General features: G+C 73.6%; 15 protein-coding genes, 1 pseudogene and 1 riboswitch. Of the genes and pseudogenes, 6 read left to right on the forward strand and 10 right to left on the reverse strand.

The window, feature by feature from the left end:
- Positions 1-34: 34 nt before the first annotated feature.
- Complete coding sequence (ectA, locus tag OG322_RS29970) at positions 35-565, reverse strand: diaminobutyrate acetyltransferase (RefSeq protein ID WP_398913296.1); 531 nt, start codon at positions 563-565, stop codon at positions 35-37.
- 318 nt (positions 566-883) lie between these two features.
- A complete protein-coding gene (locus tag OG322_RS29975; RefSeq protein ID WP_123469833.1) occupies positions 884-1,990 on the reverse strand; it encodes a pyridoxal-phosphate-dependent aminotransferase family protein in 1,107 nt (368 codons plus the stop codon).
- A 115-nt stretch (positions 1,991-2,105) separates the two neighbouring features.
- Here OG322_RS29975 and OG322_RS29980 point away from each other — a divergent pair, with 115 nt between their 5' ends.
- On the forward strand, positions 2,106-3,206 hold the full coding sequence (locus OG322_RS29980; RefSeq protein ID WP_123469122.1) for an amidohydrolase family protein: 1,101 nt from the start codon (positions 2,106-2,108) through the stop codon (positions 3,204-3,206).
- Between the two features lie 334 nt (positions 3,207-3,540).
- Entirely contained in the window at positions 3,541-4,632 is a 1,092-nt protein-coding gene (locus OG322_RS29985; RefSeq protein ID WP_329307240.1) for an SCO1860 family LAETG-anchored protein, read from the forward strand.
- Between the two features lie 133 nt (positions 4,633-4,765).
- Here OG322_RS29985 and cobC read toward each other — a convergent pair.
- A pseudogene (gene cobC / locus OG322_RS41675) lies at positions 4,766-6,665 on the reverse strand (Rv2231c family pyridoxal phosphate-dependent protein CobC); the annotation flags it as partial.
- Between the two features lie 122 nt (positions 6,666-6,787).
- On the opposite strand from cobC, the gene OG322_RS30005 reads away from it, so the two are divergent.
- Positions 6,788-7,510 carry a ZIP family metal transporter gene (locus tag OG322_RS30005; RefSeq protein ID WP_123469118.1) on the forward strand — a complete coding sequence of 241 codons (723 nt, stop codon included), beginning with the start codon at positions 6,788-6,790 and terminating at the stop codon, positions 7,508-7,510.
- 58 nt (positions 7,511-7,568) lie between these two features.
- On the opposite strand, the gene OG322_RS30010 is transcribed toward OG322_RS30005, so the two are convergent.
- From OG322_RS30010 to OG322_RS30040, 7 genes are all read right to left on the reverse strand, one after another.
- Complete coding sequence (locus OG322_RS30010) at positions 7,569-8,936, reverse strand: cobyrinate a,c-diamide synthase (protein WP_123469116.1); 1,368 nt, start codon at positions 8,934-8,936, stop codon at positions 7,569-7,571.
- Positions 8,930-9,529, reverse strand: coding sequence for a cob(I)yrinic acid a,c-diamide adenosyltransferase (gene cobO / locus OG322_RS30015; protein ID WP_123469114.1), 600 nt, complete (start codon positions 9,527-9,529; stop codon positions 8,930-8,932). Before cobO ends, OG322_RS30010 begins: the two co-directional genes overlap by 7 nt.
- Positions 9,529-11,553: a putative cobaltochelatase gene (locus OG322_RS30020; RefSeq protein ID WP_124283764.1), complete on the reverse strand. Its 2,025-nt coding sequence runs from the start codon at positions 11,551-11,553 to the stop codon at positions 9,529-9,531. The genes cobO and OG322_RS30020 overlap by 1 nt, the downstream gene beginning before the upstream one ends.
- A gap of 94 nt (positions 11,554-11,647) precedes the next feature.
- Positions 11,648-13,207, reverse strand: a complete 1,560-nt coding sequence (locus tag OG322_RS30025) for a cobyric acid synthase (RefSeq protein ID WP_124283763.1) — start codon at positions 13,205-13,207, stop codon at positions 11,648-11,650.
- The gene (locus OG322_RS30030; RefSeq protein WP_329307241.1) at positions 13,204-14,217 is read right to left on the reverse strand and encodes a cobalamin biosynthesis protein; all 1,014 of its coding nucleotides are present in this window, start codon (positions 14,215-14,217) and stop codon (positions 13,204-13,206) included. Before OG322_RS30030 ends, OG322_RS30025 begins: the two co-directional genes overlap by 4 nt.
- Positions 14,218-14,361: 144 nt before the next feature.
- Positions 14,362-14,494: riboswitch (cobalamin riboswitch) on the reverse strand.
- Positions 14,495-14,666: 172 nt separating this feature from the next.
- The gene (locus OG322_RS30035) at positions 14,667-14,900 is read right to left on the reverse strand and encodes a hypothetical protein (protein ID WP_123469106.1); all 234 of its coding nucleotides are present in this window, start codon (positions 14,898-14,900) and stop codon (positions 14,667-14,669) included.
- 173 nt (positions 14,901-15,073) lie between these two features.
- Positions 15,074-16,357: an inorganic phosphate transporter gene (locus tag OG322_RS30040; RefSeq protein WP_123469104.1), complete on the reverse strand. Its 1,284-nt coding sequence runs from the start codon at positions 16,355-16,357 to the stop codon at positions 15,074-15,076.
- A 235-nt stretch (positions 16,358-16,592) separates the two neighbouring features.
- Here OG322_RS30040 and OG322_RS30045 point away from each other — a divergent pair, with 235 nt between their 5' ends.
- From OG322_RS30045 to OG322_RS30055, 3 genes are all read left to right on the forward strand, one after another.
- Complete coding sequence (locus OG322_RS30045; RefSeq protein ID WP_123469101.1) at positions 16,593-17,300, forward strand: class II aldolase/adducin family protein; 708 nt, start codon at positions 16,593-16,595, stop codon at positions 17,298-17,300.
- A gap of 114 nt (positions 17,301-17,414) precedes the next feature.
- Positions 17,415-18,542 (forward strand): alpha/beta hydrolase, encoded by a 1,128-nt coding sequence (locus OG322_RS30050; RefSeq protein ID WP_123469099.1) that lies wholly within the window; start codon positions 17,415-17,417, stop codon positions 18,540-18,542.
- A 185-nt stretch (positions 18,543-18,727) separates the two neighbouring features.
- Positions 18,728-20,038, forward strand: a complete 1,311-nt coding sequence (locus OG322_RS30055; protein WP_123469829.1) for a hypothetical protein — start codon at positions 18,728-18,730, stop codon at positions 20,036-20,038.
- Positions 20,039-20,176: the final 138 nt, after the last annotated feature.

The raw sequence follows: 20,176 nt of genomic DNA on the forward strand, positions 1-20,176 counted from the left end.
GACGGGCGCGGAGCCGGTCGGCGGAAGTGCGCGCTCAGGCGTGGAACGGGCCGATGCGGTAGAGCACTTCCGGCAGATGAGAGCCCTCCGGGAACAGGCCGCCGTCGAAGAGCACCTCTTGTTCCACGGCCACGTCGTGGCGCTGGGCGTAGGAGGTGAACAGGCGGTCCGATGCGGTGTTGTCCGGCGTGATGGTCGTCTCGACCCAGGCGAGGCCCTGTTCCGCGGCGACCCGTGAGGTCAGGGCGTCCAGCAGCTTCGCTGCCAGGCCGGTGCCGCGGTGGCCGTGGTCGACGGCCACCTGCCAGACGACGAGCGTCTCGGGGCGGTCTGGCCTGATGTACCCCGTCACGAAGGCGACCGGGCTGCCGGTCTCGTCGCGGGCGACCACGGAGGTCGCCGCGAAGTCACGGCACCACAGCAGGTAGCTGTACGAGGAGTTGAGGTCCAGGACCTGGGAGTCGCGGGCAATGCGCCAGATCGCGGCTCCGTCCTCCACTCGTGGGGTGTCGATGGTGATGAATTCGCTTCGGGCACGGGCAAAATCTGCTGGTGCGGCGGTCATGGGAATTGAATTTACCCAGCAAAACTCGAAATTGCATCGAGGAGAGGGGTTGGGTGAAGCATCCTTCTGTGCTATCACGCGGGTGCGCGCCCCGGCGCGAATCGGCTGCGTTTTCTTCCGAATTGACCCACATTTATCCGGCATAACGGGCTCGGTGTGGAGTCGGTCACAACGTGATAACTCTGTGGAGACGCAACCGAATTGAGCGAGATGGCCTCGGGGGAACTGGGGTGTTTAGCCTTCGAGGGAGCGGGAATAAGAATGCGGGGAGCTGCTCTCGGTGAGGCGGCTCCCCGCATTATTGGATTGCAACGGGATCTATTCGCTGGGCCAGGTTTGTGAAACCGCCTTGCGGGCAGCTTCGAAATTGACCTGCCGGCCCGCATCGGCCAGCGCCGCCCCCAGGGCCGCGAGCGAGGAGAGCACCGCGCCCCGCGTCGCGTCCATCCCGTAGTGATTGACCCGGATCATCTCCTTGGACAGCGCCCCGCCGCCCGCGATCAGCGGCAGCGACGGGTCCGTGGCGAGCGACCGCGCGACCAGGCCCGCGGCGTCCACGCCCTTGGGAGCGCGCAGCGTGGTCGCCACCGGTGCCGCGTCCTTCGCCTCGTGCACATACGGGGTCAGGCCGCCGCCCAGCGCGAGTGCGCCGGCCCGGGTGGCCGCGGCCGCCGCGGCGTGCCGGGCCATGAGCGTGTCCAGGCCCTCCGCCTCGATCCGCTCCACGCAGGCCTCCAGCGCCAGCATCTCCAGCTGGGCCGGTGCGTGCGGCAGCGCCTTGCGGCCGCCGTCGATCCAGCGCTCCTTCCAGTCCAGCAGCGAGAGGTAGGAGCGGCGCGGGGCCCGCGGGTTGGCGGCGAGCCGCTCCCAGGCGCGGGCGCTCACCGACACCGCGGAGACCCCGGCCGGACCGCCCATCGCCTTCTGCGCGCCGATCACGCACAGGTCGACACCCCACGCGTCGGGCAGCAGCGGCTCGGCGCCCACCGAGGCGACGGCGTCCAGCATGAACAGCGCCCCGTGCGCGCGCACGGCCTCGCCGATCTCCGCGACCGGGTTGGTGTTGCCGGTCGCCGCCTCCGCGTGGACCAGTGAGACGAAGTCGATCTCCGGGTGCGCGGCCAGCGCCTGCTCGACCTGGCCGGCGGTGACGGCCGTGTGGAAGGGCACGGCCAGGTCGATGACCTCGGCGCCGCAGTCACGCAGCCAGTTACCGAAGGTCTGCCCGTACGGCCCCGTCACCACGTTCAGTGCGGTCGAGCCGGGCCGGGCGCCGCCCCGGATACAGCCTTCGAGGGGGAGCAGTGCCTCGCCCTGCATGATGACGACGTCCTGCTCGGTGGCGAGGAGACCGGCCACCCGCCGCTCGACGGCCGCGAAATGCGCGGGGGTGAGCGGGGTGAGGTCGAGGAAGGGGTGCGTCACGGTGGTGCTCTCTTCGGGATCGGATCGGTGTGCGGCCGGCCTGCGGACCGGGGCTGCACCGAGGGTACCCAGCACCTCGCGGACGGCCTTGCGGGTGCCTCGTACAGTGCTGTCCATGAGTGATCACGAGGCGCCGCGGGTGCTGCATGTGAAGGGGCGGGTGCTCGTCGGCCCCGAAGAGGTCAGGGACGAGCTCTGGGCGGTCGACGGACGCGTCTCGTACGAACGGCCCGCCGGTGCGGACGGGGCGACGGTCCTCAGCGGGTGGGCGCTGCCGGGCCTGGTGGACGCCCACTGCCACGTCGGGCTCGACCACCACGGGGCCGTCGACACGGCGACCACGGAGAAGCAGGCCGTCGAGGACCGGGAGGCCGGTGCGCTGCTCCTGCGGGACGCGGGTTCGCCCGCCGACACCCGGTGGATCGACGACCGCGAGGACCTGCCGAAGATCATCAGGGCCGGCCGCCACATCGCCAGGACCCGGCGGTACACCAGGAACTACGCGTACGAGATCGAGCCGGACGAACTGGTGGCGTACGTGGCGCAGGAGGCGCGCCGCGGGGACGGCTGGGTGAAGCTGGTCGGCGACTGGATCGACCGGGAGGTGGGCGACCTGACCGCCTGCTGGCCGCGCGAGGCGGTCGCGGCGGCCATCGCCGAGGCGCACCGGCTGGGGGCCCGGGTCACCGCGCACTGCTTTGCCGAGGACTCGCTGCGCGATCTCGTCGAGGCCGGGATCGACTGTGTCGAGCACGCGACGGGGCTGACCGAGGAGACGATCCCGCTCTTCGCGGAGCGCGGGGTCGCGATCGTCCCGACGCTGGTCAACATCGCCACCTTCCCCTCGCTGGCGCGGGGCGGTGACGCCAAGTACCCGCGCTGGTCGGCCCATATGCGTCGGCTGCACGAGCGGCGTTACGACACGGTGGGCGCTGCCCATGACGCCGGTGTCCCCGTCTTCGTCGGCACCGACGCGGGCGGTGTGCTGGCCCACGGGCTGGTGGCCGACGAGGTCGCCGAACTGGTGAAGGCGGGCATCCCGGCCCTGGAGGCGCTGTCCGCGGCGACCTGGGACGCCCGCGCGTGGCTCGGCAGGCCGGGACTGGAGGAGGGCGCCCCCGCCGACCTGGTGGTGTACGACGAGGACCCGCGGGCGGACGTGCGCGTGCTGGCCGCGCCCCGCAGGGTCGTGCTGAACGGGCGCGTGATCGGCTGACGGGCGGGCCCCGGGCCCGGACCGGCCCGGGGTGCACCGTGTTGACCGGCAGTTACCGGGAGTCGGCCCGCTCGTTGGATCACTTCTGAGTACGCTCCGGCGCGGTCACCTTCGAGCCGCCCGCGCTCAGTTGAACGGGTGAACCCGAGGAACGCACGTGCCGAGATAATCGAATACAAGCACGGAAACCCCCCTTTGGGGTGAACTCACCGCAGGTATCTGCCAGTTCACCCTCTGTGCGTAAAGATTCACGGAGTCGAGGCCACCGGTGCCCGCGATGTCCCCCATTGGACGGCGCCGGTGGCTCCAAGTCTCTTGTGGGGGTTCCACCATCTTGAACAGCAACACCTTCCGCCTCGCCGCCCTGGCGGTCGCCGCCGCTCCCGTCGCACTGCTGGTCGCCGTCCCCGCGCAGGCCGCCACCGCGACCACCGCCACGACCACCGGCGGCGGGAAGGCGAGCGCGGTAGTGCTCCGTACCGCACTCGACGTCTCACTCCTGAACAAGACGATCGATGTGCCGCTCAAGACCACGCTCAACGAGGTGCACGCCCCGGCCACCGCGAAGGAGACCGCGCTCAGCGTGCGGCTCGACGGCGTGGACCACGGGCAGCCGTTCAACGTGCTGCGTGCCGATGTCGCCACGGCGAACGCGACCGTCGACAAGCGCCGTGCCGAGGGCTACACCAACATCGCGAAGGCCCGGCTCCACCTGCCCGGTCTGCCGCTGCTCTCGCTGATCGAGGTCGAGCAGATCACGTCCAAGGCGGTCTGCGAGGTGGGCCACAAGCCGGTCGCCGAGTCGAATGTGCTGGGGCATGTGAAGATCCTCGGCCAGCGCGTCACCCTCACCGCCGGAGGCACCACACAGGTCAAGGTGCCGGGCGTCGGTGAGGTGACGCTCGACCTGTCGAAGACGCACACCACCTCGCACACCGCGGCGGCTTCGGCACTTCAGCTCAAGGTCTCGGTGAACCCGCTCAAGCTGAACGTCGCGGATGTGCAGGGCGAGGTCACGCTCGCCGAGGCCACCTGCGAGACGCCGAGGGCGCCCAGGCCGGGCGGCTCCACCGGCGGCTCCTCCACCGGCGGCTCCTCGGACGGCGGTTCGTCGGACGGCGGCTCCAGTGACGGCGGCGCGTCCGACGGCGGCTCCGGCAACGGCGGTTCGACCGACGGCGGCGGCTCCAGCACCGGCGGCTCGGGCAGCTCCGGCAGCTCCGGCAACGGGGGCTCCACGGCCGGGGACTCCGGCGGCGGTGTGAAGACGCAGACCGGCACCGGCAACGCCCCCGCGGCCACCGACGCCGACCTCGCCGAGACGGGCTCCAGCTCCACCTCGCCGTACATCGCGGGTGGTGCGGCGCTGCTGCTGGCCGTCGGCGCCGGCGCGATGGTCGTGACCCGGCGGCGTGCGCGGAGCTGACGCGCGGGGGAGCGCGTCAGGGCCCGAGGGGGCGGCCGGGGGGCTGTAGCGGAAAAAAGGGGGCGGGGAGTGGTGTTCCGTGAGTGGAACGCCGCTCCCCGCCCCCGACGCGGCACCGGAGGGGGCGGGACCGTCACCGGCTGACGGCGGTCAGCGCCTGGAGCGCCTGGTCGAGCACCTGCAGAAAGCGGTTGGTCGTCGTACGGTCGCGCACCGCCAGCCGCAGCCAGTCGGTGCCGAGCCCCGGAAACGTATCGCCGCGCCGGGCCGCGAACCCCAGCATCCGCAGCCGCTCCCGTATCTCCGCAGCCCGCTCCAGCCGGATCAGGACGAACGAACCCTCGGCCGGCTCCACCACCTGGATCTCGGTGAACTCGCGCAGCCCCGCGACCAGATGGCACCGGTCCACCGCGATGCGCTCCGCCGCGGCCGCCGCCTCGGCCAGCGCCCTCGGCTCCATGCACGCCTCTGCGGCCGTCAGAGCCGGCGACGAGACCGGCCACAACGGCTGCGCCTGCGCCAGCCTGCCCACGGTCTCCGGCGCGGCCGTGACATAACCGATCCGCAGCCCGGCGAGCCCCCAGGTCTTGGTGAGGCTGCGCAGGACCACGAGCCCGGGGACGTCCGTACGGCCGCACAGCGCCTCGCGCTCACCGGGCACCGCGTCCATGAACGCCTCGTCGACCACCAGCGTCCGGCCGGGGCGCGCCAGTTGCTCCAGTACGGCCGCGGGGTGCAGTACGGACGTCGGGTTGGTCGGATTGCCGACCACCACCAGATCCGCGTCCGCCGGAACGGCGGCCGGATCCAGCCGGAAGCCGTCCTCGGCCCGCAGCAGCACCCGTCCCACCTCGTGCCCGGCCGCGCGCAGGGCCGCCTCCGGCTCGGTGAACTGCGGATGGACCACGACCGGCCGCCGGGCCGGCAGCGCGCGTGCGATCAGCACGAACGCCTCCGCCGCGCCCGCGGTCAGCAGGACCCGCTCGGGCGGCAGTCCGTGCCGTGCGGCGACCGCCGCGAGCGCCGGACGCCCGTCCGGGTAGGCGGAGAGCGCGCCCAGCGACGCGGCTATCCGCTCCTTCAGCCAGGCAGGTGGGGTGCCGGCCCGTACGTTGACGGCGAGATCGGTCAGATCCCGGCCCCGTCCCCGTACCTCCGCGTCACCGTGATGCCGCAGATCGTGCGGCCCCGCGCCGGTTGCGTCGGGGCTCTCAGTGGGAGTGTGCATGACCGCCATGGTGGGGGGTGGTGGTGATGGCCGTCGTCGTCAGGGTGGAAGTGCGGCTGCTGCGGCAGTCCCACCTTGTCCGCTGACGTACCCGGTCCGGCAGGACGCCGGTGAAGTGGAAGTACGGCAGAACGACTATGCGCCCCGCACCCGGCTTCACGCAACGGTCCGGCCCCGACAGCCTCGGGGGCGCGGACGGCGGGACGAAGGCCGTCCCCACCCCCGCGTACCCGCCCGCGTCGCCACTGCCGAGCGGATCGCGGGCACCGGGGCGGAGAGCGACGGCGGCGACGTGCCCGCGCGGAGCCCGGCGGGCCACCGCGCAGGTGGCCATCGCCGCGCGCCCCTCGGGCCGCGACTTCCGCTTCGGCACGAGCAGTTCGCCACCCGCGGCGAGCGCCGCGGCCTCCGCCACCGAGGGCGTGCCGACGGCGGCGAGCGGCGCGCCGGACGGATGCGGCACCTCGATCCGGGCCAGCTCCTCGGCCGGGTACGTCCGCAGCGGCACACCGAGCCGCGCGGCGGCGGCCACGATCCCCGGCTCCTCGGCCTTGGCGTCGACGGTCACCAACTCCGCGACACTCAAGGGCGAGAGCCCCGCCCCGGCCAGGGTGTCCCGGATCAGCCCGAGCACCTCGTCCTCGGGCACGCCTCTGGACGCGCCGACCCCGACGGCGAGCGAGGCGGGCCGCAGCACCGCGGGACAGCCGTCGTCAGGGCCCGCGTCCGGCGGCAGCGGCCCCGCCGCGTCCGTCGCCGCCGTCACGACCGGCTCCGCGCCCGGTACCTCACCGACCGCGCCGGCCGCGTCGACTGCTTCGTCCATGGAGCGGTCCTTTCGGGACGGGAGAACAACGGGACATGACGGTGGGCGTCCTGAGGCGTCCTGAGATGCGCGCACCGGGGTCGATCGGCTAGCAAGAGCCCATGGCGGTGTTCGTCGCGCTCGGCGCGTTCCTGATGACCCTGGCCGGCGGCTGGGTCGCCCAGCGCGTCACCGACCGCCGCCACCTGGTCCTCGGCTTCGCGGGCGGACTGATGCTCGGCGTGGTCGGCCTGGACCTGCTGCCGGAGGCGATCGAGGCCGCGGGCGGTCTCGTCTTCGGCGTACCGGCGGCCCTGCTGCTGTTCGTCGGCGGCTTCCTGGTCGCCCACCTGGTGGAGCGGCTGCTCGCGGTACGCCAGGCCGCACACGGCGCGGGCGAGGAACGGGTGCCCCAGGTAGGGCTGACCGCGGCGGCGGCGATGGTCGGCCACAGCCTGATGGACGGGGTGGCGCTCGGCGCGGCCTTCCAGGTCGGCGGCGGCATGGGCGCGGCCGTCGCCCTCGCCGTCATCACCCACGACTTCGCGGACGGCTTCAACACGTACACGATCACCAGCCTGTACGGGAACGCCCGCCGCAAGGCCCTCGCGATGCTCTACGCGGACGCGGCGGCGCCCGTCGTCGGCGCGGCGACGACGCTTCTGTTCACCCTTCCGGCGGAACTCCTCGGCTGCTATCTCGGCTTCTTCGGCGGAGCGCTGCTCTACCTCGCCGCCGCCGAGATCCTGCCCGAGGCGCACCACGACCACCCGGCCCGCTCCACCCTGCTCTGCACGATCGCCGGAGTGGGCTTCATCTGGCTGGTCGTGGGCCTCGCGGGCTGACTGCCTCACGGCTCGCCGCCCCCTGTGCCGGGCGGCGGGGCCGTGCCGTGACCGCGGTTCATCCCGCGCACCGCTCGACGAACCGGCGGGCCGTGCCGGGCGCCGAAGCCCAGTGCGTATGCAGATAACTCGCGTGCACGCCCAACTGCACGAACCCCTCCACGCGCCGCTCCGGCCGGTGCATGCCCCAGGCCGGCGTGTCCCCGGCGCCCGGCTCCAGCACGGTGCGGTGGAACTCGTGCCCGCGCATCCGCGTACCGGCCGCCGCGAGCGCACTGTCGGAGAGCGCCACGGCGTCCCGGTATCCGAGCGTCAGCCGCTGGGACATCCGCCCCTCGGCATCCAGCACCCCGCACATCGGCAGCCCGTCGAGCGACCGCGCCAGATACAGCAGCCCCGCGCACTCGGCGGCCACCGGTGCCCCGGACGCCGCCAGCTCCGCGACGGCCTTGCGCAACGGCTCGTTGGCGGACAGACCGGGCCCGTACACCTCGGGAAACCCGCCCCCGATGACCAGCCCCGAAGTCCCCTCGGGCAGCGCCTCGTCCCGCAGCGGATCGAACGGCACCACCTCGGCCCCGGCGGCGGCGAGCAGCTCACTGTGCTCGGCGTAGGAGAAGGTGAACGCGGCCCCGGACGCGACAGCGACCCGTACCCCTCCCGCTCCCGGAACAGGCCCGCCGCAGGCGGCCACGGCCTCCACCGCGTCCCACGCCTCACCGGCCACGGACGGCGCGGACCGCGCCAGAGCCATCAGGCCCTCCAGATCGCACCCCGCCATCACCTGCTCCCGCATCGCCGCGACAGCGGCCACCGCATCGCCCCGCCGCTCGGCCACCGGCACCAGCCCCAGGTGCCGCGACGGCACCGCCACCTGCTCGGCCCGCCGCAACACCCCCAGCACCGGCACCCCGGACTCCTCCAGGGCCTCGCGCAACAGCGCCTCGTGCCGGTCCGAACCGACCTTGTTCAGGATCACCCCGCCGATCCGCACCTGCGGGTCCCACGAGGCGAAACCGTGGACCAGCGCCGCCACCGACCGCGACTGCGACGACGCGTCCACGACCAGCACCACCGGCGCCCGCAGCAGCTTCGCGACATGCGCGGTGGACGCGAGCTCACCGAGTCCCGAGGCCCCGTCGTACAGCCCCATCACACCCTCGACGACCGCCAGGTCACAGCCCCGCGCACCGTGCGCGAACAGCGGAGCGATCAGCTCCGGCCCGCACATGTACGCGTCGAGGTTGCGCCCCGGCCGTCCGGTCGCCAGCGTGTGGTAGCCCGGGTCGATGTAGTCGGGCCCGACCTTGTGCCCGGACACGGCGAGCCCGCGCCCGGCGAAGGCGGCCATCAGACCCGTCGCGACGGTGGTCTTGCCGCTGCCGGACGACGGCGCGGCGACGACCAGGCGTGGAACCGTCACCACTCGATGCCCCTCTGGCCCTTCTGCCCGGCGTCCATCGGGTGCTTGACCTTCGACATGTCGGTCACCAGATCCGCCGCGTCCAGCAGCGCGGCAGGCGCGTTGCGCCCGGTGATCACCACATGCTGCGAACCGGGCCGGTCACGCAGCACCTCGACCACCTCGTCGGTGTCGACCCAGCCCCAGTGCATCGGGTAGGCGAACTCGTCGAGCACGTACAGCCGGTGCGTCTCGGCGGCGAGGTCACGCTTGACCTGTTCCCAGCCCTCGCGGGCCGCGGCCTCGTTGTCCAGCTGCTGGTCGCGCTGGACCCAGGACCAGCCCTCGCCCATCTTGTGCCAGACGACGGAGCCGCCCTCGCCGCTCGCGCCGAGTACCTTCAGCGCGTTCTCCTCGCCGACCTTCCACTTCGCCGACTTCACGAACTGGAAGACCCCGACCGGCCACCCCTGATTCCAGGCGCGCAGCGCCAGCCCGAAGGCCGCCGTCGACTTGCCCTTGCCGATGCCGGTGTGCACCATCAGCAGCGGCCGGTTGCGGCGCTGGCGGGTGGTGAGTCCGTCGTCCGGCACACTGACCGGCTGTCCCTGCGGCATTAAGCGGCCCTCCTGTTGTCGCCCTGAACGTCCTTGACCAGCCCGGCGATCGAGTCGGCCCGCAGCTCGTCGAGCGTGACGGCGGTGCCGCCGAGCTCCTGCGCGAGACTCACCGCGAGGCCGAGCCGCACCGGACCCGACTCGCAGTCCACGACCACGGACGCCGTGCCCTCCACCTCGTGCAACCGGGCCGCGCGCGTGGCCAGTGCCACCGGCTCCGGCCCCCCGGTCGCCCGCCCGTCGGTCACCACGAGCAGCAGCGGCCGCCGCGACGGATCGCGCAGCCGCTCCACCCGCAGTACGTCATGGGCCTTCAGCAGCCCGGCGGCCAGCGGGGTACGCCCACCGGTCGGCAGCGTCTCCAGCCGTGCGGCCGCCGCGTCCACCGACGAGGTCGGCGGCAGCACCACGGCCGCCTCCTTGCCCCGGAAGGTGATCAGACCGACCTTGTCCCGCCGCTGATAGGCATCCATCAGCAGGGAGAGGACCGCACCCTTCACGGCGGCCATCCGCTGCCGGGCCGCCATCGACCCCGACGCGTCCACGACGAACAGCACGAGATTCCCCTCGCGCCCCTCCCTCGTGGCCTGCCGCAGATCGTCCCGCCGCACCACCAGGCCCCGCCCGGACCGGCCCCGCGCCCGCTGGTGCGGGGCGGCGGCCTGCACGGTGGCGGCCAGGTGCAGCTTGGTGAGCGCGCCCTGCGGACGCCGCGCACCGGTCGTCCGCCCGTGCTCGGTACGCGCCCGGGAGCGCCGCCCCGCCGCGCCCTCGCCCAGGCCGGGCACGCTCAGCATCTTCGTCCGGAACGGCTCGCCGGCCCGCACGGGCTGCTGTTCGCCGCCCCCGGACGGCTGCCGCTGCCCCGGTTCCTGCTCGCTGCCCTGCTCGGGCACGGACGGCGCGGGCGTGTCGTCGGCGCCGCCCTCGGGCCGCGGCGGTGTGTCGGGCCCGTCGCCCTGCGGGGGCGGGCCGCCGCCACCGGGGCCGTCCGGGTCCGGATCTTCGTCCTCGCCGCTGTTCTGCTCCAGCGTGTCGTCGAGCTTGTCCTCGTCGAGCCCCGGCGCGTCGAAGGGATTGCGCCGGCGCCGATGGGGGAGCGCGAGCAGTGCGGCCTGCCGTACGTCCTCGGCCTGTACGTCGGTACGCCCCGCCCAGGCGGCCAGCGCCGTCGCGGTCCGGGCCATCACGATGTCGGCCCGCATCCCGTCGACCTCGAAGGCCGCACAGGTGGCCGCGATCTGCCGCAACGCCCCGTCGCCGAGTCGCACTTCGGGCAGCAGTGCCCGCGCATCGACGATCCGGGCCCGCAACGCGCCCTCCTCGTCGGCCCACTTCGAGGCGAAACCGGCCGGATCGTCGTCGTACGCGAGACGCCGGCGCACCACCTCCACCCGCAGGTCGGTCTCCCGGGACGCGGCGACCTCGACGGTCAGCCCGAAGCGGTCGAGCAACTGCGGCCGCAGCTCGCCCTCTTCGGGGTTCATCGTCCCCACGAGCAGGAAGCGGGCGGCATGGCGCACGGAGACGCCCTCGCGCTCCACGTACGAGGCGCCCATGGCGGCCGCGTCCAGCAGCAGGTCCACCAGATGGTCGTGGAGGAGGTTGACCTCGTCCACGTACAGAATCCCGCGATGCGCGTCGGCGAGCAGGCCCGGCTCGAAGGCCTTCACGCCCTCGGCGAGCGCCCGCTCGATGTCGAGCGCCCCGACGAGCCGGTCCTCGGAAGCGCCGACGGGCAGCTCGACCGTCCGCGCCGCCCGCGACACGCCGGACGCGGACTCGTGGGGGCCGTCGGGACACGCCGGATCGGGCGACACGGGGTCGCAGGAGAACCGGCATCCGGGGACGACGGACACCTGCGGCATGAGCGCGGCCAGTGCGCGCACGGCGGTGGACTTGGCGGTGCCCTTCTCGCCGCGCACCAGCACCCCGCCGACGGCCGGCGAGATGGCGTTGAGCAGCAGGCCGAGGCGGAGATCGTCCTGCCCGACGATGGCGGTGAAGGGATACGGCGTACTCACGAGGCCTCCTTGGTGGCGGCGGATTCCAGCGGTTGCGGCGGGCGTTGGAGCCCCTGCGGCGATGGAGCGGCGGGGGCCAGGGGGCGCGGTCCCCTCACCTTCGGGTTCCAGGTGCTTCAGGTGCCGCGGGTGCTCCGGGGGCGATGAAGGGAAGTCCCGTCGGCGCGCCCGACTCGATGAGACGCCACAGCGCATCGGTGTCCGCGTGTTCTTCGATCAGGTCGCCGAGGCGGTCGAGCTGCTCCTCGCGCAGCTCGGCGAAGCAGGTGTCGGGGGCGGGCACGAACCGGCGGCCGGAGGCCCGCGCGATCTCGGTCAGGAAGCGGCGGCGGAACGCGTCGCTCTCCAGCGAGCCGTGCCAGTGGGTGCCCCATACGGCGCCGGACCGGCAGCCGTCGAGGCGCTGCCCCAGCCCGTCGGTGAGGAACGGCTCGCCGCCCCGCACCTCGGCGACGCCGTGGTGGATCTCGTACCCCTCGACGGGGGCACCGAGCGCCTCGCCGACCGGCCGGGCGAGGGTCTTCTCACGGTCGAAGCGGATGCGTACGGGCAGCAGCCCGAGCGCGTCGACCTGCCCGGCGCGCGACTCCACCTCGTCCTCGATGTGTTCGCCCAGGATCTGGTAGCCGCCGCAGATGCCGAGGACCGGGCGGCCCTCGGCGGCGCGCCGCAGCAGCGCGTCGGCGAGCCCGCGCTCGCGCAGCCAGGCCAGCGCCTTCACGGTGCCGCGGGTGCCGGGCACGATGACGAGGTCGGCGTCGGACAGTTCCTCGGCGCGGTCCACGAACCGCACGACGACTCCCGGTTCGGCGGCCAGCGCGTCGACGTCGGTGAAGTTCGACATCAGGGGCACCGCGCACACGGCGACGCGCAGGACGTCCTCGCCGTGCGGCGGGGCGACGACCGACTCCCGTACGGTGCCGCGCAGCGAGACCCGCAGCCCGTCCTCCTCGTCGATGCCGAGGCCGTGGGCGAACGGCAGCACCCCGTACGTCGGCCGTCCGGTGAGATCGCGCAGCATGTCCAGGCCGGGTTCGAGCAGCGACACGTCCCCGCGGAACTTGTTGACCAGGTAGCCGGCGATCAGCGCCTGGTCCTCGGCGGCGAGCAGCGCCGTCGTACCGAAGAACGACGCGAAGACCCCGCCGCGGTCGATGTCTCCGACGACCATCACCGGGAAGCGGGCCGCCCGCGCGATGCCCATGTTCACGATGTCCGTGCGCCGCAGATTGATCTCGGCCGGACTGCCCGCGCCCTCGCAGATCACCGCGTCATACGTGCCCCGGAGCTGCTCCAGGCAGTCCACGACGGTGGACAGCAACTGCTCCTGTCTGCCGCCGTGGTAGCCGCGGGCGCTCATCTCGCCGACCGCGCGCCCCATCAGGACGACCTGGCTGGAGCGGTCGCTGCCGGGCTTGAGCAGCACCGGGTTCATCAGCGCGGTCGGCTCCACCCGCGCGGCCTGGGCCTGCATGGCCTGGGCCCGGCCTATCTCGGCGCCCCCGCGGGTGACGAAGGAGTTCAGGGACATGTTCTGCGCCTTGAAGGGCGCCACCTTCACGCCCCGGCGCACCAGCCAGCGGCAGATGCCCGCCGTGACGACGCTCTTGCCCGCGTCCGAGGTGGTCCCGGCGACCAGCAGTCCGCCGCTCATGTCGGTCTCCGTCCTGAGGTGCGCGCACCCGGGGCGTCCGGCCCCGCGCCGCGCGTCGAGGTGATCCGTCGTGCGGCCGCGGCGGCGACCGGCCGGGCCGCCACGCTCACGCCGAGGGCCAGCGCACCGATCCGGCGCGACAGCCGTACGGCGCGTTCGATGTCCTCGGTCTCCACCGCCCGGCCCGTCTCCCCGTTGAGCACGGGGCGGTGCTCGACGCGGCCGCCGTAGGCGAGGGTGCCGCCGAGCCGTACGCCGAGGGCGCCCGCGAAGGAGGCCTCCACGGGGCCCGCGTTGGGGCTCGGGTGCTTGGCGGCATCCGCCCGCCAGGCCCGCAGCGCTCCCCGGGGCCGGCCCCCGGCTGCTACCGCGAGCAGCGCCGTCAGCCGGGCGCCCGGCCAGCCCGCGAGGTCGTCGAGGCGGGCCGAGGCCCAGCCGTAGCGCAGGTAGCGGGGCGACTTGTGGCCGACCATGGCGTCGAGGGTGTTGGCGGCCCGGAAGCCGACGAGTCCGGGGACCCCGCCCAGCGCACCCCACACCAGGGCGCCGACCACGGCGTCCGAGGTGTTCTCGGCGACGGACTCCACCACGGCGCGGGCGATCTGCGGTCCGTCCAGGGACTGCGGGTCGCGGCCGCACAGATGGGGCAGCCGCTCACGGGCCAGGCCGAGGTCCCCCGCGGCGAGGGCGTCACCGATGGACCGGGCCTCGCGCCCCAGCGACGTACCGCCGACGACGGACCAGGTGGCGGCGGCGGTCAGGGCCACGGACGCGGCGGGACGGCGGCGCAGCGCGCGGGCGGCCAGCGCGGCACCCCCGGCAGCGCCTCCGGCGCAGACCAGGGTGTGCAGTGCGCCCCACCCGCGGTGGTCGCGCCACAGACGGCGTTCGACGCCTGCCGCGGCCCGCCCGAAGGCGGCGACCGGATGTCCCCGGCGGGGATCACCGAGCAGCAGATCGCCGATCAGACCGGCCGTGGCGCCGTACGCGAAAATGCGATCGGCACGCACGGTTCAGCCGGCCGTTGCGCCTCGAAGGGCCCTCGTGCGGGCAGTTGGTGGCAGGGGCGGCACGGATACGGACGCACGGCGGCCGGGCATGGCGATATGTCCTCACTCAGGGTCCGCGCCCTGGTTCGACGTGACCGGCGACGAGAGTCTCCTGGCTCCCGGATCCGCAGTTCCCCCGGTCTTCCAGTCCGCTTGGCGTGGACCGTGACTTCCGGTGGTGGGGGACTGCTCCCCGGTGACAGTGGCGGGACCGCGCCGGATTCGCACCGGCTTCCTCTGCTGTCGCCGTAATGGCTCCGGCAGTCCACCACGCTCCGCGAACGTCAGTCAACCTACCGTTGACCTGCGACGGTGCAGTGTGCTGAGACCCACATCGGGCCGGACGCACCCGAGGTGCGTCCGGCCCGATGAGCAGGAGCGGGAAGGGGCCTGCGGGGGCCCGGAGGCCGTCAGGCGACGATCATGTAGATCCCGTAGGCCACCGCCGCCGCGCACAGCCCGAAGCAGACGTACGCGCCCGCGCGGGCCAGCATCAGGGACCCGCCGGCCTGCCCGCCCTGCGCGGCCGGTTCCGGCTGCTTGGAGAGGCCGACGATGCCCAGGGTGAAGAGGCCCACCAGGGCGACGGTGGCGACGAGAGAGACACCGAAGACGGTGCCGAGGGCTGCCCAGTCGATGTTCATGGGGATGTGTCCTTAGAGCGTCCGGGAATCGGGGGGCGGGAGAAGGAGCGGGACCGGGGTGCGTGCGGCCGCAAGGCGCGGGAGGGAGGTCTGGCGGAGCCATATCGACCGACGGCAACGCGGGAGATCCGCGTGCCCCGTCCCGCGACGCCGCCCCCGGTTCCCGGACGCTCTCACACCGTGGCGGGTCGCGCCGGGTCGGCCACGGGTCCGGCGGGGGCCGGGATGGTGGTCTTGAGGTCCTGCTGCGCCTGGGCCGCGGTGGGCGGCGGGCTGACGGCCGCGATGGCCGTGGTGACGACGCCCGCGGGTTCGGCGTCGCCCGCGAGGGGAGCGCCGTCCTGGCCGCCGGGCGCGACATCGCCGTGGCCGACCGGCCGGCGGCGCGACAGGATCCAGATCGCTCCGGAGCCCGCGACCAGCAGCACGGCGACGAGCACGACACCCCAGGTGCCCTGCTTGGTGAGGAACTCCGCCCCCGCCCCGACCAGACCGGCGGCCGGCAGGGTCAGACCCCAGGCGACGAACATCCGGGTGGCGGTGGACCAGCGGACCACACCGCCCCGGCGGCCGAGGCCCGCGCCCATCACGGCGCCGGAGCAGGACTGGGTGGTGGAGAGGGAGAAGCCGAGGTGCGAGGAGGCCAGGATGACCGTGGCCGCACTGGTCTGGGCGGCGAAGCCCTGCGGCGGCTTGAGGTCGGTGAGGCCGCTGCCCATGGTGCGGATGATGCGCCAGCCGCCCAGGTAGGTGCCGAGCGCGATGGCCAGACCGGCGCTGACGATGACCCAGACCGGCGGGTTCGAACCGGGGGAGAGCACCCCGCCGGTGACCAGGGCCAGCGTGATGATGCCCATGGTCTTCTGCGCGTCGTTGGTGCCGTGCGCGAGGGAGACCAGCCCGGCGGAGGCGATCTGCCCGGCGCGGTAGCCCTTGGCGGTGGCCTTCTCCTGGGCGCCGTTACGGACCTTCCCGCCGATCCGGTACGTCAGCTTGGTGGCCAGCAGCGCGGCCAGACCGGCGACGACCGGGGCGGCGACCGCGGGGAGCAGCACCTTGGTGACGACCGTGCCGCCGTCGACCGACGACCAGCCCGCGGACATCACCGCGGCGCCGATCAGACCGCCGAAGAGGGCGTGGGAGGAGCTGGACGGGAGTCCGACCAGCCAGGTCAGCAGATTCCACAGGATGGCGCCGACGAGCGCCGCGAAGATGACCTCGGTTCTGAGGCCGTTCTCGTTGATGATCCCGCCGGAGATCGTCTTGGCGACCTCCACCGACAGGAACGCGCCGACGAGGTTGAGAACGGCGGACATCGCCACCGCTGTCTTGGGTTTGAGTGCGCCGGTCGAGATGGTCGTGGCCATCGCGTTGGCGGTGTCGTGGAAACCGTTCGTGAAATCGAACACTAGAGCTGTCACGATCACAATCGCGAGCAGCAGCGTGATGTGTTCCATTTACCCAGGCAATCGTTCGACGTCAGTGGCACGAGGAACGTAGGCAACCTGGGTGAACGGAAGATGAACTGGACAGGGCGTTGTGGTGACTCCAATCGGAGTGCCGTCGCTCCATTTGGCCGTGGTCCGACAGCCGGGGACGGCTACGGGGCGGTGTGGGCCCCGAATCCGACCCCGGACGATCTTCCGGAGCGAGCGGAAACATGGACCGCTCATCAGTGGAAAGGATCTTCGTATGAGCGATCAGTGGCGGGGCCCGGTCGAACGGACCGGGGGCGTCGAACAGGCAGGGGACATCGAGGAGGCCTGGGGCGCCGTCGTCGCCACCGCCCGCAGGACGGCGGCCGACGGCCTGGTCGTCGGGACCTCGGGCAATGTGTCGGCGCGGGTCGGCTCCACCGTCCTGGTCACCCCGAGCGGTGTTCCCTACGACCGGCTCCGCCCCGAGGACGCGGTCGGCGTCGATCTGGAGGGCAACCAGATCCTCGGCGAGCTGACCCCGACCAGCGAGCTTCCGCTCCATCTCGCGGTCTACCGGAACACGGCGGCCGCCGCCGTCGTGCACACCCACGCGGTGCACGCCACGGCCGTCTCCACGCTGGTCGCCGAGGTTCCGCCGGTCCATTACGCGGCCGCGCTGCTGGGCGGCCCCGTCCGCGTCGCCGCCTATGCCCGGTACGGCACCGACGAACTGGCCGCGAACATGCTGGCGGCCCTGCGGGACCGCACCGGCTGTCTGCTCGGCAACCACGGAACCGTCACCTACGGAGCCACCCTCGACGAGGCGTACGACCGCACCGCCCAGCTCGAATGGCTGTGCCGCCTCTGGCTCGCCGCGAGCGCGGTCCCCGGCCGTTCCCCGGCCCTGCTCACCCCGGACCAGCTGAGCGATGTCCGGGAGGCGCTGAAGGAGTACGGACAGCCGGGCCGAGGCCGTCCGTAGTCCCTCCCGAACTCCTTCGGACGGCGGGGCGGTGCCGGTCGGGGCGGGGGCCGTCCGGCACCGGACGGCCCCCGCCCGCTGGCCGAGTGCGGGGGCGCCCATGAGACTGAAGCCGTGCGCCCGGCTACAGCGACGGCAGCAGTCGTCACCTCCATCCTCGGCGCCGGTGCGGCAGCGGTCGCGGCCGGCCGGTACGCCAGCGACGTCGCCCTCGGGGCGCCGTCCGGACGTCCCTTCCCCGCCGACCGCAGACTCACCGTGCATGCGACGGCGGCGGGACAGGTCACCCTGACCCGGTCCTTCGCCGCGCTGCGGCCCGGCACCTACGGGCTGGTCGGTGACGGCGTCCACGCCGTCGTCGGCCCGGTGATCGACCAGGCCCACCAGGCCGCCGACACCGTGGTGCGCCGGCTGGAGCGCGTCAACCGCGGCACCCTGCGCCCCGGGGCCAAGGTCCGCATGACGCCCGAACTGCACAGCGGTGACCCCACCACGGCTCTGGGCCTCGCACACCGCGAGATCGAGATCACCGGCGAACTCGGCGCCCTGCCCGCATGGTTCGTGCCCGGCCCCCGCGACACCTGGGTCATCACCGCGCACGGCATCGGCACCACCCGGGAACACCCGCTGAACCTGATCGGCTTCCTGAACGGACAGCAGCTGCCGGTGCTCGATCTCGCCTACCGCGGCGACGCCGGAGCCCCGCGCTCCCCGGACGGCCTCAGCCACCTCGGCGAGTCCGAATGGCGCGACCTGGACGCGGCCATCCGCTTCGCCGTGCGCTACGGCGCCGAGAAGGTCGTGCTGCACGGCTGGTCCACCGGCGCCGCCATGGCCCTGCACGCCTGCGCCAACTCCGCGCTCCGGGACCGGATCTGCGGCCTCGTCCTCGACTCCCCGGTCATGGACTGGGCCACCACCCTGCGCGCCCTGGCCGCCGCCCGCGGGGTCCCGTCCGCCCTGTTGCCCCTCGCCGTCCGCGCCGCCCAGGGGCAGACCGGACTGCGGGGCGCCCGGCTCCTGGACACCTCGCTGCCCATGACCCTGCACGTCCCCACCCTGATCTTCCACGGGCCCGACGACACCCTGGCGCCCTGGCAGCCGTCCCGGTCGCTCGCCGCCCGCCGCCCCGACCTGGTCGCCCTGCACCCCGTGCCGCAGGCTCCGCATGCGGCGATGTGGAATGCCGACCCGGTCCGCTACGAAGAGGCGCTGCGACGCTTCCTCACGCCCCTGATGTGAGCTGTTGTGCCGCTTCGGCCGGTTGGTCCAGGACGGCGCGGACGCCCCGGGACACCGGCAATTCGGGTTCCGTTTGGGCTTTCGGGCTGTCAGAGGCAAGACTGCTCCCCGTGACGTCCCGTACCCCGCGCGACTCCAGGCTGCGACTTGTCCGCCCGCGACCCCTCGCCACCGCTCGCAAGGCCGTGATCACCCGGCGCACCAGGCCGGCGCCCCGCCCGCCCGAGGGCACCCCGCCCCGGGCGGAACTGGCCCGCCAGGCCAGGACGGCCCTCGCCGACGCCGTGCGGATCGCCCGCTGGGCGGCCGGCGGCTCCCGCCCCGGCACACCACCCCTGGCCACCACGGCCCTCGAACGGGCCTCTTCGGAGCTGGAGTTGTCCCCGGCCCAGGTGCGCTCCGGCTGGGACCGGGCCCGGCTCGCCGGCCTCGTCGAACTGCACGGCGACACCGCACGGCCCGGCTGGCGGCTGCGCGCCTGGGACCGCGACGACTCCGCCGTGCTCCGCGGCTGGGTGGCGCTCTTCGACGCCTGGTCACTCGTCCACCCCGCACCGCAGGACATCGAGTCCACCGCGGTCGCCGAGGCCGTCGAAGCCGTGCCCCAGGTGCTCTCCCTCCTCCAGCTCTCGGCGGGCCCGGTCACCGTGCCCGCCCTCCTCGACCTCCTGGGCCAGCGCGTCGCCGAACTCCACGAGGAGCGCTGCGAGGTGCCGTACGGGCCGCAGCCGCTGCCCGCCCCCGCCGAGGCGGCGCCCACCACCCACCCCGAGGCGCTGGTCGCCCTCCTGCTGGACTGGGCCCTGGAGGGGCTGGCCGCCGTCGGGGCGCTCACCCTCGGCTCCGGGCACGCCACCCTCACCCCGCTCGGCAACTGGGCGGTCTGGGTCAAGCTGGAACAGATCTGCGTCGCCGCCCAGAGCCCGGCCGGGAACATCGAGCAGTCCGCCGCCGACATGCTGCTGGGCTGCGCCCGGCTCACCCCTGGACCGGCCCGTGCCGAATACCGCGCCTGGCTGGCGGCCCGCCCCGTCGGCAGCGCCGTCGCCGAACTCCTCGGGGTGGCCCGGGGCGAGGACGCGCTGCTGCGTGGGCTCGCCTTCGAGGCGCTCCGCGTCGTCGGCGCACCCGCCGAGCCCGAGGTGCGCTCCGTCGTCGCCGACCCGTCGCTGCGCCCCTACGCGCTGCTCTGGCTCGCCGAGTACGAAGGGGCCGACCCCGAGGACGCCCAGGAGGTCCTCAGCCGCGAGGAGGCCACCTGGCTCTGGGTCGACACCGCGGCGGCCGTGGCCGACCACGGCGAGACCGGACTGCTGGTCCGCCACCTCGACTCGGCCGTGCAGGGCAGCGTCCCGGCCCTGCTCGACGAGGTACGGGCGGTCGGTCATCCGCGCACCGTCCAGGTCCTGGTGGCGCTGGCCGCCGCACACCCCGACCCCGCGCTCGCCAAAGCCGTCCGCAAGGCGGCGTTCCAGGTGCACACCGGCGGAGCCTGAGAACGGTCCGGCCGACCGGGGGAGACCCGAGGCCGGCCGGACCCGCAGAGGCAGTCGGCTGCCCTGACGGCCGTGCGTTGTCCAGGGCTCCGGGGTGACCCGGCCCTGGATCCGGTCGCCCCCGACCGACGCGGCTGC

Source organism: Streptomyces sp. NBC_01260 (assembly GCF_036226405.1).
Lineage (GTDB): Bacteria > Actinomycetota > Actinomycetes > Streptomycetales > Streptomycetaceae > Streptomyces > Streptomyces laculatispora.